Annotated in this window: 14 protein-coding genes; 8 read left to right on the top strand and 6 right to left on the bottom strand. The window is 48.1% G+C overall.

The genetic code is table 11. From position 1 onward, the window contains the following. Positions 1 to 7: 7 nt before the first annotated feature. The 4 genes from rnk to phnW form a co-directional block, all read right to left on the bottom strand. Positions 8 to 415 (bottom strand): nucleoside diphosphate kinase regulator, encoded by a 408-nt coding sequence (gene rnk, locus CEQ48_RS00215; RefSeq protein ID WP_000080748.1) that lies wholly within the window; start codon positions 413 to 415, stop codon positions 8 to 10. A gap of 164 nt (positions 416 to 579) precedes the next feature. Beyond that, entirely contained in the window at positions 580 to 1,395 is an 816-nt protein-coding gene (gene phnX, locus CEQ48_RS00210; RefSeq protein ID WP_089069834.1) for a phosphonoacetaldehyde hydrolase, read from the bottom strand. 6 nt (positions 1,396 to 1,401) lie between these two features. Further along, positions 1,402 to 2,799, bottom strand: coding sequence for an aspartate aminotransferase family protein (locus tag CEQ48_RS00205; protein ID WP_089069833.1), 1,398 nt, complete (start codon positions 2,797 to 2,799; stop codon positions 1,402 to 1,404). 17 nt (positions 2,800 to 2,816) lie between these two features. Next, on the bottom strand, positions 2,817 to 3,920 hold the full coding sequence (gene phnW, locus CEQ48_RS00200) for a 2-aminoethylphosphonate--pyruvate transaminase (protein ID WP_055049881.1): 1,104 nt from the start codon (positions 3,918 to 3,920) through the stop codon (positions 2,817 to 2,819). A gap of 242 nt (positions 3,921 to 4,162) precedes the next feature. Here phnW and CEQ48_RS00195 point away from each other — a divergent pair, with 242 nt between their 5' ends. The 5 genes from CEQ48_RS00195 to CEQ48_RS00175 all read left to right on the top strand — a co-directional run bounded on the left by CEQ48_RS00195 (position 4,163) and on the right by CEQ48_RS00175 (position 9,885). Beyond that, positions 4,163 to 5,173: a putative 2-aminoethylphosphonate ABC transporter substrate-binding protein gene (locus CEQ48_RS00195; RefSeq protein ID WP_089069832.1), complete on the top strand. Its 1,011-nt coding sequence runs from the start codon at positions 4,163 to 4,165 to the stop codon at positions 5,171 to 5,173. Positions 5,174 to 5,309: 136 nt separating this feature from the next. Then, positions 5,310 to 6,482 (top strand): putative 2-aminoethylphosphonate ABC transporter ATP-binding protein, encoded by a 1,173-nt coding sequence (locus tag CEQ48_RS00190; RefSeq protein ID WP_089069831.1) that lies wholly within the window; start codon positions 5,310 to 5,312, stop codon positions 6,480 to 6,482. A gap of 10 nt (positions 6,483 to 6,492) precedes the next feature. Continuing rightward, positions 6,493 to 8,193, top strand: coding sequence for a putative 2-aminoethylphosphonate ABC transporter permease subunit (locus tag CEQ48_RS00185; RefSeq protein WP_198301100.1), 1,701 nt, complete (start codon positions 6,493 to 6,495; stop codon positions 8,191 to 8,193). 24 nt (positions 8,194 to 8,217) lie between these two features. Then, complete coding sequence (phnR, locus tag CEQ48_RS00180) at positions 8,218 to 8,922, top strand: phosphonate utilization transcriptional regulator PhnR (RefSeq protein WP_044126517.1); 705 nt, start codon at positions 8,218 to 8,220, stop codon at positions 8,920 to 8,922. Between the two features lie 57 nt (positions 8,923 to 8,979). Beyond that, the gene (locus tag CEQ48_RS00175) at positions 8,980 to 9,885 is read left to right on the top strand and encodes a DMT family transporter (protein ID WP_089069829.1); all 906 of its coding nucleotides are present in this window, start codon (positions 8,980 to 8,982) and stop codon (positions 9,883 to 9,885) included. A 99-nt stretch (positions 9,886 to 9,984) separates the two neighbouring features. Here the strand turns inward: CEQ48_RS00175 and CEQ48_RS00170 are convergent, their stop codons facing one another. After that, the gene (locus tag CEQ48_RS00170; protein ID WP_089069828.1) at positions 9,985 to 11,457 is read right to left on the bottom strand and encodes a peptide MFS transporter; all 1,473 of its coding nucleotides are present in this window, start codon (positions 11,455 to 11,457) and stop codon (positions 9,985 to 9,987) included. A 219-nt stretch (positions 11,458 to 11,676) separates the two neighbouring features. On the opposite strand from CEQ48_RS00170, the gene CEQ48_RS00165 reads away from it, so the two are divergent. Continuing rightward, on the top strand, positions 11,677 to 12,630 hold the full coding sequence (locus tag CEQ48_RS00165; protein WP_089069827.1) for a YdcF family protein: 954 nt from the start codon (positions 11,677 to 11,679) through the stop codon (positions 12,628 to 12,630). 66 nt (positions 12,631 to 12,696) lie between these two features. Here CEQ48_RS00165 and CEQ48_RS00160 read toward each other — a convergent pair whose 3' ends face one another. Then, positions 12,697 to 12,951: a putative hemolysin gene (locus CEQ48_RS00160; protein ID WP_089069826.1), complete on the bottom strand. Its 255-nt coding sequence runs from the start codon at positions 12,949 to 12,951 to the stop codon at positions 12,697 to 12,699. Between the two features lie 235 nt (positions 12,952 to 13,186). On the opposite strand from CEQ48_RS00160, the gene CEQ48_RS00155 reads away from it, so the two are divergent. Then, entirely contained in the window at positions 13,187 to 14,119 is a 933-nt protein-coding gene (locus tag CEQ48_RS00155; protein WP_089069825.1) for an exopolyphosphatase, read from the top strand. A 92-nt stretch (positions 14,120 to 14,211) separates the two neighbouring features. After that, a complete protein-coding gene (locus tag CEQ48_RS00150) occupies positions 14,212 to 14,733 on the top strand; it encodes an NUDIX hydrolase (RefSeq protein WP_113605248.1) in 522 nt (173 codons plus the stop codon). Positions 14,734 to 14,833: the final 100 nt, after the last annotated feature.

Below are 14,833 nucleotides of genomic sequence, written 5' to 3'. Positions count from 1 at the left end.
TATCTGATTAACGGTGGAATTCGCCTGCGCGTTCAGGTTGATAGACGATATCGATGATTTCGAGGGTTTTGAGTGTACCGCCCGGCATTGGCCAAGCCAGTTGTTGACCGACTGCCAAACCAAGCAATGCGCTTCCCACAGGGGCGAAAATCGAAACATCCGCGCTGCTTTTCACATCGTTTGGATACACCAAGGTTTTTTCCATCACTTCATCGCTGCCCAAAAATTTAAAGCGCACTGTAGAATTCATGGTGACGACATTCTCTGGCATCTCTGCAGGTTCGAGCACAGTGGCGCGATCCAATTCTTCTTCCAGTTTCTCTAGCTCTGGCGACAAAGTGGCTAGGTTATCCATCAACTGGCTGATTCTGTCCATATCGCGAGTGGACACCACGATAGTATTAAGTTGAGACATTTTATTCCTCCCAAATAAATACCGCCCTGAAAACAGGGCGGTATCAATCAGTTTTGTTAAGTTGTCGGACTAACCATAGCTCGCATAGCAGAAGATTTCAAGTCCCCAATAGATAACCAGATTTTTAGAAGGGGAGCGAGAAATAGAGTAAACGAACTGACCGCTTAAGGTCGTTCACCGGCTAATAATCTTTGCTCAATTTGTGCGAGCACGGCAGGCAAGTCTGCAACCGTATCGATCAAATAATGCGGTTTTGCCTGTTGCAGTTTGGCTTGTGCACGTTCGCGCGCCACTTGCAGCGTTTTGGCATCGGCATGTTGATACTCTTCAAGGGTTAACCCAGCTTCGTTGCCTGACAGTAGTAAACCGACCGTCCACATCCCCGCATTATGGCCTTCCTCGATGCCGGGCAGCGCATCATCGACTTTCACGCAAGCGCGTACATCGGTCACGCCAAGCTCAATGACATTTTTGAGTGCCATAAAAGGGGCGGGGCGGCCACCTTGCGGTAAATCATCGGTAGCAACCACATAATCCGGACGATAACCGTAATCGGCTGCCGCAGCGATCAACACGTCCATCACTTGGCGTGGATAACCAGAGCAAGATCCGATTTTGATCCCACGCGATCGGATCTGTTCAACCACTTCAAGTGAGTGTGGGATCGGTGCTGCGTGATCGGCGACTTTGGCGATTTGCAGCGGCATAAAGGCGGCGTAAATCGCATCAATATCGCTGGCTTGCATCGGGCGTCCAAATTGCTTCTGCCAGCGCTGCGCAACACAGGGGAGTTTTCCTACTGCTTCAATGTGTTGCCATTTGCCCAGTCCCATTGGCTCGCGAGCTTCGGCAAGACTAATCTCAAAATCAAAACCTTGCTTGAAAGCTTCAACAAAAATAGAGGTCGGCGCAAAGGATCCAAAATCCACAATAGTGCCAGCCCAATCGAAAATAACGGCTTGAATCGGAGAGTTCATAATTTTTCCTTAATATGAGTAATTCATCTGCTGGCTAACAGCGAGCAAAGCGGAATAGAGAATATCGAGAGCTTGATCTAGCTCTTGACGTGAAATGATCAATGGCGGGCTAAGCTGCAGCACATTGCCTTGTGAGACTTTAAAGCTCAGCCCATGACGTAAGCAGTGATAAAGTATGGCTTCGGCTTCATCGTGAGCACGCTGTTTGGTCTCGCGATCAGTTACCAGTTCAATGCCCCAAAGCAAACCCATACCGCGCACATCGCCAATCAGTGAAAATTGCTGCTGCATTTGACTAAGACGTTGACGCATATAAACGCTATCCGCTTGAACTTTAGCGAGTAAGTTTTGCTGCTCAATCACTTCAATTGTGGCTAATGCTGCAGCGCAGCCCAGCGGGCTTTTTTCATGGGTGTAATGCCCCAAAGAAACCTGCGCGGCGGTGTTGTATTTATCCTTGGTAAGTAGAGCGGCGATGGGGATAAGACCAGCCCCCAAACCTTTGCCGATACACAAAATATCAGGCTCGATGCCGAACGCTTGGTGAGTAAACCACTCACCGCTGCGCCCCATGCCGTTGGGAATGTCATCAATGATCAGCAATACATTGTGTTTATCGCAGATTTCCCTTACGCGTTGCCAATAGGCGCGGCTTGGTACTTGTACATCGGTATTGCGTACCGCTTCGGCGATGAATGCGCCAATGCCGCCTTCTTTTTCAATCACGTATTCCAAGTAATCGGCGTAGTGCACATCGCAGCCGTCTTCTCGGGGAAATGCACCGCGATAAGTGATGGCTGGAGGAATACGCTCCACGCCTGCCATCAGTGGCCCCATGCCTTGACGGAAGCAAGCTTCGCCGCCAATAGAGATCGCATCCAGCGACGCGCCATGAAAAGCATCCCACAAACTGACCACTTTAAAATTCTGCGTGACATGACGAGCTAATTTGAGCGCCATACCAATCACCGAAGTGCCGCCGGGAGCGAACAGCACTCGGTTTAGCTCACCGCCGGCAATCTCCGTGAGCTTTTCTGCGCAGCGAATGGCGGTGTCATGGGTAAAACGGCGCGGGGCGAAAGGCAAGGTTTGCATCTGTTCGGTGATTTTTTCGATCACCTGCGGATGCCCATGACCGAGTTGATGCACATTATTGCCATGAAAATCGAGATAACTTTTCCCTGACACATCATACAAATAGCAGCCCGCTGCACTGGCCAATACATCGAGACAAGGTGTGGACATGGCTTGATGCAGAAATACATTTTCGTCACGTTGTAACAAATTCAGAGTGGTTTCATCATTCACATGCGCTAACCAATCACGACGTGCGGCGGTGGTATTGATATCGCCTTCGCTGCGCCAGTGAGTTGCGCTATGTGGCGAGAGGGGATCGAATGCTTTCATCGGATTTTCCTAACCGTTTACGCTTGTTGCCAATACATAGCGTGCTGCATGGCGCTCAGTAGGCGCTCAATATCTTGCGGATACACCTCACCAATATTGCCAATCCGAAAACAGTCAGCGTGACTGACTTTGCCGGGATAAATCACAAAGCCTTGCTGTTTTAAGCGCTGATAAAACTCCGCAAACTGGTAATCCGAATGTTCAGGTGAATAGAAAGAGGTGATGATGGGGGAATGCAGCTTTTCTGGGAGTAACGGGGCAAAACCCAGTTCACGCATGCCTTTCACCAATTGGGTCTGATTGGTCTGATAACGCTGATAGCGCGCCGCGATGCCACCTTCGTTTTCCAACTCAAGTAACGCTTGATAGAACGCACGAACCGTATGAGTGGGAGAGGTAAAACGCCACTTGCCGTGATTTTTCTCCATACATTGCCATTGGTCGAACAAATCTAAAGTGAGTGAGCGTGCGCGGCCTTGGCACTGTTCAAGCTCGCTGCGTTTGGCAATCACAAAACCAAATCCCGGCACCCCTTGAATGCATTTGTTGGCTGAGCTGATCATAAAATCGATACCCAGAGCACCAATATCCATCGGAATACCGCCAAAGCTCGACATCGCATCGAGAATCACACGCTTGCCATGCTGTTTAGCGATCTTAGCCACTTCAGCAATCGGGTTCAGCATGCCGGTGGTGGTTTCGCAGTGCACAATTGCCACATGCGTAATTGCCGGATCATGGGTCAGCACATCGGCAATCTCATCAAGATTAGGCTGCGCCGTTTCTCCGGGAGCAATAACACGACATGCGATATTCAGGTACTGAGCGATTTGCGCGATGCGTGCGCCATAAGCACCGTTATCAATCACGAGTAGCTTATCCGTCGGTAACATCACGCTTCCAATGGTGGCTTCGACAGAAGCGGTGCCACTGCCTTGCATCAACACCGAGGTGTAACCGGATTGTGTGGTGGCCAGTGTGACGAGTTTGCGGCGGATCACTTCAACAATCTCTAAGTTGTAATCATCATCCCAAGTACACCAGTCTTTAAGCATAGCTTCACGCACGGATTCTGAGGTGGAAAGCGGTCCTGGTGTCAGCAGTAGATAAGCATTCTTCATGTCTATTCCCTTTTTGGACTATACCAATAAATTTGACGCTATCTAACAACGAGAAATGCACGCGGTAAACCCTCTGAATGCGAATTTCATAAAAGTTTCATAACCGCGGATGCAGGAAAAGTGGCATGAAAAGAACCCAAAATCGTCGTGAAACTGCCAATTTTTCTTCATCGAATCGTCACACAGACTGGGTAGGGTAAATATCAATTCTGGTACATACCAAACTTAATCAATCGGAGAGAATGATGAATCCACGTATATTGAAAGGAACCTTAACGGCGATCGCAGCACTTATGTCTGCTCACGCGTTTGCGGGACAAGAAGTCACGGTTTATACCGCATTTGAAACCGATCTGCTGGCGAAATACAAAAGCGCTTTTGAAAAAGAGAACCCAGATATTGAGATTAAGTGGGTACGCGATTCGACCGGGATCATGACGGCAAAACTGCTGGCTGAAAAAGACAACCCACGTGCCGAAGTGGTGTGGGGATTGGCTGGATCGTCAATGGCTCTCCTCAAAGATCAAGGTGTACTAAAACCTTATACTCCAAAAGGGGCGAACGAGTTACGAGCTAATTTGAACGATCCACAAGCGCAGCAAGCATGGTATGGCAACGATGCTTTTTTTAACGCGGTATGCTTTAACGAAGCGGTGGCAAAACAGCTGAATTTACCCAAGCCACAGAGTTGGGAAGATTTGACCAACCCTGTTTACAAAGGCCACATTGCGATGCCTAACCCTGCGTCTTCCGGCACGGGGTACATGCAAGTCTCCGCATGGTTGCAAAACATGGGCGAAGATAAAGCGTGGGATTACATGCAACGTCTTGATAAAAATATTGCCCATTACACGCATTCTGGCTCAAAACCTTGCGTTCAAGCGGGGATGGGTGAAGTGGCGATCGGCATCTCAATGGCAACGCGTGGCGCAAAACTCAAAACCCAAGGCGCACCGTTGGATGTGATTGTACCAAACGGCATTGGCTGGGAATCGGAAGCGGTAGGGCTAGTCAAAGCAAGCGATGCGGCAAAACGTGTGGTCGATTGGTCTGTCTCTAAAGTCGCGAATGAGCTGTATATTGAAAGCTATCCCGTTGTAGGTCATCAAGATGTCAGGAAGCAAGTTCCTAACTATCCCAATGTTGAAAAAGTGATGGCGAAGATGGACTTCACGCAAATGGGAAGTGATCGTGCCCGCGTGCTGCAAACCTGGTCTGAAAAGTTTGATGCTAAATCGGAACCCAAATCTTAACTTGTTCATCAAAGGAGGCGAAAGCCTCCTTTTTTATCTCTCTGTCATCAGATGGTCACGCATCAGCGATAAAACTGTCACCGCAGTGCAATAAAGTCTTGTTAGTTTTGGACTATACCAAATTAAAGGTGCTTTTATGACCATGCACAATCTTAATTCACAGCAGCAGAATGAACCTCAAGCGATCAGCAGAAGCTACCTCGATATTCGTCATGTGGTAAAACAGTTTGGCTCATTTACCGCGCTCAATGACATCAGTTTGTCGATTGAAAAAGGGGAGTTTGTCTGCTTTCTTGGCCCTTCTGGCTGTGGCAAAACCACCTTATTGCGCGCCATCGCGGGGTTAGATCTCCCCACCTCTGGCACCATTCACCAAAACCAGCAAGCGATTACTTTTTTACCACCCGAGCAGCGTGATTTCGGCATCGTGTTCCAATCTTATGCTCTATTTCCCAATTTAACGGTGGAAGAAAACATCGCCATCGGTTTGCGCAATCAAGGCATGTCAGTCCGTGATGCGTTAGAGAAAGTGGAGCAGTGGTTGGAGATGATCGGGCTCGCCACATCGGCACAAAAATACCCAAGCCAGCTCTCTGGCGGTCAGCAGCAGCGGGTGGCGTTAGCGCGTGCTTTGGCATTATCGCCGGGGTTATTACTGCTTGATGAACCGCTTTCCGCTCTTGATGCCAAGGTAAGAACGCATTTGCGCGAAGAAATCTGCCAACTGCAACGTAAATTGGGCATTACCACCATCATGGTCACGCATGATCAAGAAGAAGCGTTAACCATGGCGGATCGCATTGTGGTGATGAACCACGGGGTGATTGAGCAAGTTGGTACGCCGCAAGAGATCTACCAAAAGCCCGCCAGCCGTTTTGTAGCTGAGTTTGTTGGCACGATGAATTTTATTCCCGTTTCCATGGCGAGTTCCCAGCAACTGCGTATTGCTGAATCTCTTATTGCTTTGCCCAAAATCGAAAATTATACGCCTTGCCAAGGTGAACAATTTGATTTGGCTGTGCGCCCTGAAAATCTAGAACTGGTTACGCGCTACAACGAGGCCATTCCAGTCGTCATTCGCCATTTGGAGTTTCTTGGCGCGTTTTATCGAGTCGAATGTATGTTTCAAGGTGAGCGTTTGGCTCCGCCCGTGTGTGTCGATTTACCGATCACACAGGTACAAACCATGCATTTAAAAACGGGCGATGTTCGATATTTGGCATTGAGAGCAGGGCAGCTGCGCGCGTACCGTCGTAAGGTCATGTCGACAACGCCAGCAGCTACAGCCAGCTGTGCTTATGCGGCATAAGGAGAAAAGTATGTTGAATGTCGCTCGTACTTTTTCAGTGCGGATATTGCCGCATTGGAGTCGCGATAGCCTGATTTTATCGACCACCTTATTAATCCTGCTATCACTGATGCTGCTGTTTATTGTCGCGCCGCTGGCCGCTATGTTGGTGAAAAGCGTGCAAAATGGGCAGGGTGAATTTGTCGGACTCGCTTACTTCGCCCAATATTTTTCCTCGGCAGCGCTCTGGCAATCTTTGCGCAATACCTTAGTGCTTGGTATCAGTGTGACGGCGATTGTTGGTATTCTCGCGTTTGGTTACGCCTACGCATTGACCCGCTCTTGTATGCCGGGAAAACATCTGTTTCGAGTGTTAGGCAGTGCGCCGATTCTCGCGCCTTCATTACTGCCCGCGATCAGTCTGATTTTCCTATTTGGTAATCAAGGGATGCTTAAGAGTTGGCTCGGCGGTGAATCCATTTATGGAGGCTTAGGTATTACGCTGGGTTTGATTTTCTGGACATTTCCGCATGCGTTGATGATTCTGACTACTTCGCTGAGCACCTCTGATGCCCGTTTGTATGAAGCGGCGAGGGCGCTGAAAACATCCCCCATCAAAACGTTTTTTATTGTTACGCTACCGGCGGCCAAATATGGGTTGATCAGTGCGTTGATCGTTGTCTTTACCTTGGTGGTGTGTGATTTCGGTGTACCGAAAGTGATTGGTGGCAGCTATAACGTGCTTGCAACGGACATTTTCAAACAAGTAGTGGGGCAACAGAATTTCGCGATGGGCGCGGTGACCAGTATTGTGCTGTTGCTACCCGCCGTGTTTGCGTTTATTGCCGATCGCTGGGTGCAGAAAAAACAGCAAAGCCTGTTTGATACCCGTTCTGTGGCTTACCAACCTGCACCACATCGGCTACGTGATGGTTTATGCCTACTCTATTGTGTACTGATTTGCGTGGCGATTGTGGCAGTATTAGCCACTGCGGTATACGGCTCGCTGGTGACGTTTTGGCCATGGAATACGGCGCTGACGCTCAAACATTACCAATTTGCCGAAACCAGTGCCTATGGTTGGAGCCCGTATTTTAACTCACTCACCTTAGCCAGCTTCACCGCGTTGTGTGGAACGGTGATCATTTTTCTCGGCGCTTACAGTATTGAAAAAGGGCGAGTGTTCGCGCCGCTGCGTCAGACGATGCAGATGCTGAGTATGGTACCGATGGCGGTTCCCGGCTTAGTGCTGGGTTTGGGTTACATCTTCTTTTTCAATCACGCGTCTAATCCGCTCAATGGGTTGTACGGCGGCATGCTGCTTTTGGTGATCAATACCGTGGTGCATTACTACACGGTGGGGCATATGACAGCGGCTACCGCGCTTAAACAGTTGCCACCTGAATTGGAGGCGACGGCCGCCTCCATCAAGCTGCCGCAATATCGTTTACTGTGGAAAGTGACGTTACCCGTGTCCTTACCTGCGGTATTGGACATTGCTAGCTATTTGTTTATTAATGCATTAACCACCACTTCTGCGGTAGTATTCCTCTACTCAACCGACACCGTACCCGCATCGGTTGCGGTACTGAATATGGATGATGCAGGACAAACGGGCGCTGCCGCCGCCATGGCGGTGATGATTATGCTCTCGGCCGCATTAGCCAAATTGCTGCATGTGGGATTAGAGTTTGGATTGTTTGGCCGCCTGCAAGCTTGGCGCAAGCGTTAGTGGAAAGAGGCAATAGGATCGCAAGTGCAATACGTAAAAATTAAAGATGCCATCGTAGAGCAGATTGATGCCGGCATGCTGATGCCGCGCCAAAAGCTGCCCGCTGAGCGCAAGTTAGCCGAATCATTTGATACTACGCGAGTCACCTTGCGTGAGGCGCTTTCCCTACTTGAAGCTGAAGGGAAGATTTATCGTGAAGATCGCCGCGGTTGGTTTATTTCGCCCGCACCTTTACGCTATGACCCCACTCAAACGCTCAATTTTACCAATATGGCGTTGGCGCAAAATCGCCAGCCGAAAACGGAGCTGATGTCTGCCAAAGCAGTGATCGCCAACAAGCAGGCGACTCGCCTTTTAAAACTTAAACCGTTTTCGGATGTGTATCGTGTAGACCGTGTGCGTTATTTGGATAACCGACCTGTGGTGTATGTGACCAACTACATTCGCCCAGAGCTGTTTCCGAATCTGCTCGATTTTGATCTGTCACAGTCACTCACCGATCTGTATCGTGAACACTATGCGACACAATACCAGACGATTCACTACCGTATATCAACCAGCTCGTTACTGGGCGAAATGGCTCAAGCTCTGCGCGCAACATCGGGTACACCAGCAATGGTGGTGGAGCGGGTCAACTATAACCAGAAAGGCGAGTTGATCGATTGTGATATTGAGTATTGGCGTCACGATGCCATTACCATTGAGTCGATGGCTGAATTGAAGCGCTAACTCTATCACTCATGCATTTCTGCCCTGTCTTCGACAGGGCTATGACAAGGTTGTCGTATGTCTATTGTGCCTATCATAATTGTGCTGTTTTCTGCGCTGTTGCATGCGGGCTGGAACATCATCGGCAAACGCTACCAAAGTTCGGGTCCTTCGTTCTTTCTTGGCGCCACGTCAGCGACGTCACTACTCCTCACTCCTTATATTTTGTGGTATTTCACTAAGATTGGTTGGTCAACGCTGCCGACTCAATTTTGGTTACTCCTGATTGTGAGTGGGCTGAGCCAGATGGTGTACATGCTAGGGCTGGCTTTTGCTTACAGCAAAGTGGATATCGGCATTGCTTATCCTTTAGCGCGCGGATTGCCCGTATTGTTGGTTGGTGCAGGCACTGTGATGCTGGGCTATAACTTACAGCTTAATCAGTGGCTGGGATTTGCGTTGATCACGCTCGGCTGCTTGATGATCCCGCTGCAAAAGTTTCGTCAGTTTCGTTTCGCCGATTATGCCAACCTCGGCATTGTGTGGGCTTTGGTCGCGGCGCTAGGCACGGCAGGGTATTCGATTATCGATAAAGAAGCGCTAGCGATCATAGAACAGACTGTAGGTTTACAGATGCCTGCCAGTTACTCTGCCGTGCTTTATTTGGGGATTCAATTTTGGGCAATGTGCATACCACTGGCGATCTGGTATTTGCTCACTGGTCAACGCGCTCCGTTTATTGAAGCATGGCGCATTCGTTATACCGCGACCCTCGCGGGATTGATGATGGGAGGAACCTATAGCTTGGTCCTCTATGCCATGACGTTGACCGAAAACGTCAGTTTTATTGTCGCACTGCGTCAAACTAGCATCGTGTTTGGACTGTTTATGGGGATCGCATTTCTTGGAGAGCGTTGGTACGTAACTCGTTTACTCGGCGTTAGCGCGATTGTGGCAGGGTTGGTTGTTGCCTTCGCCAGATAAGAAAAACGGGATAAAAGAAATGGCCCGCAGGCCATTTCATCAATCATCAGCAGTCGCATTGCCATCTCTGGTTTGTGCGATGGTTTGATTCACTGCTTGTTAAGCTTGCTTATCTTGGATACTTGGTGAATACGCATCTGCTGCGGCAAGCATTTTACGGATCAGCGCAGACGCGAGCAGAGCCACACCCACCATGACGACTGCGAGTACCGTTAGCAACTTGAAGTAGTCGCCGTAAATGATCTGTACGATCTGCTGAGTCACAACTTGGCCTTTTTCTAACGCGATGGAGGTGGAGAAGACTGCGCCAATAATGCCGCTGAGCGCCATCGCGATATAAAACAAGCTCACTGAGAAATTCTCAATCTGCTTGGGTGCGACCGACAGAATAAACGCTACTACTAAACTTCCCACCACGACTTCTGCAAACGCTTGGAAGAAATGGATCACCAAGAACACTTCTGGGCGGATAATTGCCTCTTCACCAACGGTTGAAACGGCAAACGTCAGAATGCCAAATGAAATAGCGGTTAGCACAAAGGCAAACGCGATTTTGGTTGCGGTTGAGAAGGTAATGCCACGCTTTTCTAGTGTAGAAAACAGATAGGAAATGGCGGGGCCTGCCACAATACACCAGAGTGGGTTCATGGCCATCGAGGCTTCCGGCGCAATCGGGATGATGCCAAACAGTTCGCCGCGCATGGTATTAATCGTGACCATGGTCATTGAGGTCATCATTTGCCCGTAATACACAAAGAAGCAGGTGGTCAGTACCGTCACAATCAAGATGGTGCCCATTTTTAGAGCTTCCGCGCGGCGAGCTTTCAACATCAAACTGATGAAATAGACAATCGCTGCAAGCCCAATCGCATACACGATGTTTTGGCCAATCGCCATGTTTGAGAACATGAAAAATACCAAACCAACCATCGCCAGTGAAAGTAGGGTGAACGCCATCCAATTGCTCAAGCTCACGGATTGCTGATCTTTCTCGCTGGCCACTTCAATCAGTGGACGACGCATCACCACTAGGGTGATGGTGGCTAAGGTTGCCATTAATGCAGAAAGCGCGAAGCTGCCGTGAAAACCCAGCAGCAACACTAGCATTGGAAACAGGTATTGTCCCAAAAGTGCGCCGACGTTGTTGACCGAATAGTTAACGGGATAGCCATTATTGAAATCTTCTTCACTGGCAAAAGTACGTTTGTACAAGCTTGGATAAGAAGGTGACATTAAGCCGCGAGCGTAGCTGGCCAAAGCGATGCCAACCAGACTTAAGGGAACATGGGTGGATGATGCACCCAAAACCAATAAAGCGTAACCGATCGCAAACGTTACGTAAGAAATGGCCAATGAACGATACGCGCCGAGAAATTTATCGGCAATAAAACCTCCGGCGATGGCAAACAGGGGCCCAATCGACGAGAATGCACCCACGACCATCATGGTATCGGCTTCGCTGTAGTTGAGATCTTCCAAGAAGAAGCGAGTTAAGATCACCATGACGCCGTAGAACGAGAGGCCAAACATCATTTGGCAGAACATCATTGATTTATTGAGTTTATTCCACATATCGGTCTGTTTCTTCACATTAAGCTGGTGTATATCTCTAAACTTAGTCTTTACATCAGCATCTAATAAAATGAGGGCGCGATTATGGCAGAAAAAATCTGTGATGCACTCATTTTCTCTATCGCAACGATTGGGTGGTGCCGGTCGGTGCTGAGGGGAAAATGAATTTATTTTCCTATAACGGTTTTTTAATACTGAACGTCAGAGAGGCAAGATTGAATGTCAGCAGTGTGTCCGATTTATGTGGTGCTCGGTAAACGTCTTAATGCTAACCAACTAACATTAGAAGGCAAAAGCCGCGTCGATGGATTGATCTCTGCGTTACAGTGTCATGAAAATACGGCGGCACGAGTGGTCTTTTGCGGTGGTATTACTCTCGGCCAGACGGTGTCTGAAGCAAAGCGAATGCATGAGTATTTTGAGCAACGTCGCCAACAATTAGGGCTGTCATTCCCACTAATCGATGTGCTGCTTGAGCAAGAATCCACCAGCACAGTGGAAAATATTGAGCATGTGGCGCAGGTATTATTGGAAAGTGGTGTTGTGCAGCGCGGTGAAACACTTGCCTTGACCTTGGTATCCAATGACTACCATCTCAAACGAATTTTTGAAATCCAGCAACTGATGGATGAACAAGGTTTGTTACGCAAGTTGGTTGAGCGCTGCGCACAGTCTGGCGTCCGGTTAGAGATTGCGCGCGATCTTAAGGCTCATCTTTGCGTGCCGTATCCTCACCAAAACCCGCAAGGCTTACGTTTTTTGTGGGTCGATGAACTGACGACTTATCGTGTTTTTCTTGAAGGCGTTGTGGCAAACGCTTTCCAAAGGCCGCTCACGCAAGTTCAGCAGCAGCCTTATTGGATTGCGCAAAAAGCGATCGCCGAACTTCGCCACACCATGAGTGAAGAGCCCAGATTGCTTTCATTGCTCGATGTGATTGAAACCGTCGTGGAGTCCACGGTTTACCAGATTCAGCATGGTCAAGTTAGCCATGACCAAGTTAACCATGAGCAAGCTAATCATAGCCTAGCGGTAAATCATTCCACCATGGACAGTCAGATAGATCAGCAGGTGTTTTGTGAAGCGTTGGCTATCTTGGATACTGAACTGACGTTATTGAACCGTTTGAGCGATCCCGAACTCGAACGTTCAGGACGTTGGTGGAAGCGCTAACCGAAAGTGTACCAATAAAAACCAAAAAGGCAGCTAGGCTGCCTCATCTATCCCAACCGGCGATGACTATTGTTGGTCATGGTTTTGGCGAAAATATTCCCACTGCTCAACTTTCTCGCCATTTTTGGTCACACAGTAAGTGATGCGTTGATCATTTTCAGTGACTGTTTCTAGCTCACCACCTTGTTTAACGCAAAACACTGCTGCTGGATTGGCCATTGATACGTATTCTTTTACGGTGTATTCGTTTTCTTGACGCGCACATCCTGCTAGTAAGGTGGCACCTGCCACACTTGCTAATAATAAGGTTGTTTTATTCATACTTTCTTCATCCTGTTATGGGTTGCATATCCATATTCTACAAAAATTGTTTTTTGCTATATGTCAGATTTGTCAAAAGATTGATGCTGTCTACAATTAATAAAAGCTCTAATAAACAACATTTTTGTTTCATTTTAGGTTTGGTATCCCAGAATTGGCAGTCGGCGTCAGTTTATTTGGCACAAAGGGCATTTTCCAATGGGTGGGGATCTCAAGTCTTTGAAGAGGGAATAACATGTCATCACTCAAGTATCGATTAGTGACACGCAGTGATTTTGATGGTTTGGTGTGTGCAATTTTGCTCAAAAGTACCGAGCTGATAGATGACATCCAGTTTGTCCATCCAAAAGATATGCAAGATGGTAAGGTCCCTATCACGGAGCGAGACATCATCACTAACTTGCCTTATGTCGCCAAGGCGCATTTGGTATTTGATCATCACCTCTCAGAAACTCTCAGAAATAGAGGCGAGAGAGCCAATCACATTATTAACCCACATGCGCCTTCGGCTGCGCGTGTGGTGTGGGAGCACTACGGCGGAACCAAAACCTTTCCCTTTGAATGGGTTGAAATGATGGAGGCGGTAGATAAAGGGGACTCGGCGCAATTTACTCGTGATGAGGTCTTAGATTCTACGGGTTGGAATTTGCTGAACTTTTTGATGGATGCTCGTACTGGTCTTGGACGCTTCCACAATTTCCGGATCTCTAATTACAACTTAATGATGGCATTGATTGATCACTGCACTCACGCATCGATTGACGAAATCCTGCAACTGCCTGATGTGAAAGAACGGGTAGATCTGTACCGTAAACATGAAACCTTGTTCAAAGAGCAGATCCAGCGCTGTGGTAAGGTTTACCAAAATCTGGTGTTGCTTGATCTTACAGAAGAAGAAACCATCTATGCGGGGAACCGTTTTATCATTTATGCCCTCTATCCGCAGTGCAATATCTCTATTCATAAAATGTGGGGATTCCAGAAACAGAACATCGTTTTCGCCACCGGAAAATCGATTTTCGATCGCAGCTCGAAAACCAATATCGGTCAATTGATGCTTCAATACGGTGGTGGCGGACATGCTGCCGCAGGTACCTGCCAGATCGCGATTGAAGATGCGGATCGCGTCGAAAAAGCCTTGATCACCCAGATCAATGCAGATGGTTAAATTTGATTCAGCGCAAATAGACCCTGATTTATCAGGGTCTTCGACTTTTTGATGTGTTAGCATCGCTCAAAACCGTTGGAAAAGGAGAGCCGATGAAACCTCTATATGTCGCTGTACACCCTGATATTAAGCCGTTGAACCAGCAGCGAATTATGCAACGTAAAGCCGCTCGCGCGATTGCTATGCGCGGTGAGCGCATTTTGCTGCTCTATACTGAGCGTTACCACGATTATTCTTTGCCCGGCGGTGGATTAGAAAGCAATGAAGATGTGCTGATGGGCATGATCCGCGAACTGCAAGAAGAAACAGGGGCACAAAATATCCGTAACATTAAACCATTTGGTTTATATCAAGAATTTCGTCCATGGAACAAACAGCAAGATGTCGATGTGATTCATATGGTTTCTTACTGTTACCGTTGCGAAGTGGACGAACAACTGGGTCAGACTCAGTTGGAAAGTTATGAACAAGGCAATGGTATGAAACCCGTATGGGTGAACATTCACGAAGCGATTGCTCATAACGAGCAAACCCTGCTCAATGATCCACGCAAAGGCATGAGCATTGAGCGTGAAACCTATCTTTTACGGTTAATTGCTAAAACCCTTCATTGATCACATTTTCAGGGGAAGGATTTCCCCTGAGCTCTCTTGTCGCCGTCCTGCCACATCAAGTAGTTTGTGACTATACTTATCCAAGTAACTGAATTATTAA

Source organism: Vibrio tarriae (assembly GCF_002216685.1).
Classification (GTDB): Bacteria; Pseudomonadota; Gammaproteobacteria; order Enterobacterales; family Vibrionaceae; genus Vibrio; species Vibrio tarriae.
This window is presented reverse-complemented; position numbering and strand designations above follow the sequence as displayed.

What these genes read in the sequence shown, in the direction of transcription:
- rnk (WP_000080748.1), bottom strand. Translation starts at nt 415, where the DNA reads ATGTCTCAACTTAATACTATCGTGGTGTCCACTCGCGATATGGACAGA.
- CEQ48_RS00205 (WP_089069833.1), bottom strand. Translation starts at nt 2,799, where the DNA reads ATGAAAGCATTCGATCCCCTCTCGCCACATAGCGCAACTCACTGGCGC.
- phnW (WP_055049881.1), bottom strand. Translation starts at nt 3,920, where the DNA reads ATGAAGAATGCTTATCTACTGCTGACACCAGGACCGCTTTCCACCTCA.
- CEQ48_RS00195 (WP_089069832.1), top strand. Translation starts at nt 4,163, where the DNA reads ATGATGAATCCACGTATATTGAAAGGAACCTTAACGGCGATCGCAGCA.
- CEQ48_RS00190 (WP_089069831.1), top strand. Translation starts at nt 5,310, where the DNA reads ATGACCATGCACAATCTTAATTCACAGCAGCAGAATGAACCTCAAGCG.
- CEQ48_RS00185 (WP_198301100.1), top strand. Translation starts at nt 6,493, where the DNA reads ATGTTGAATGTCGCTCGTACTTTTTCAGTGCGGATATTGCCGCATTGG.
- CEQ48_RS00175 (WP_089069829.1), top strand. Translation starts at nt 8,980, where the DNA reads ATGTCTATTGTGCCTATCATAATTGTGCTGTTTTCTGCGCTGTTGCAT.
- CEQ48_RS00170 (WP_089069828.1), bottom strand. Translation starts at nt 11,457, where the DNA reads ATGTGGAATAAACTCAATAAATCAATGATGTTCTGCCAAATGATGTTT.
- CEQ48_RS00165 (WP_089069827.1), top strand. Translation starts at nt 11,677, where the DNA reads ATGTCAGCAGTGTGTCCGATTTATGTGGTGCTCGGTAAACGTCTTAAT.
- CEQ48_RS00160 (WP_089069826.1), bottom strand. Translation starts at nt 12,951, where the DNA reads ATGAATAAAACAACCTTATTATTAGCAAGTGTGGCAGGTGCCACCTTA.
- CEQ48_RS00155 (WP_089069825.1), top strand. Translation starts at nt 13,187, where the DNA reads ATGTCATCACTCAAGTATCGATTAGTGACACGCAGTGATTTTGATGGT.
- CEQ48_RS00150 (WP_113605248.1), top strand. Translation starts at nt 14,212, where the DNA reads ATGAAACCTCTATATGTCGCTGTACACCCTGATATTAAGCCGTTGAAC.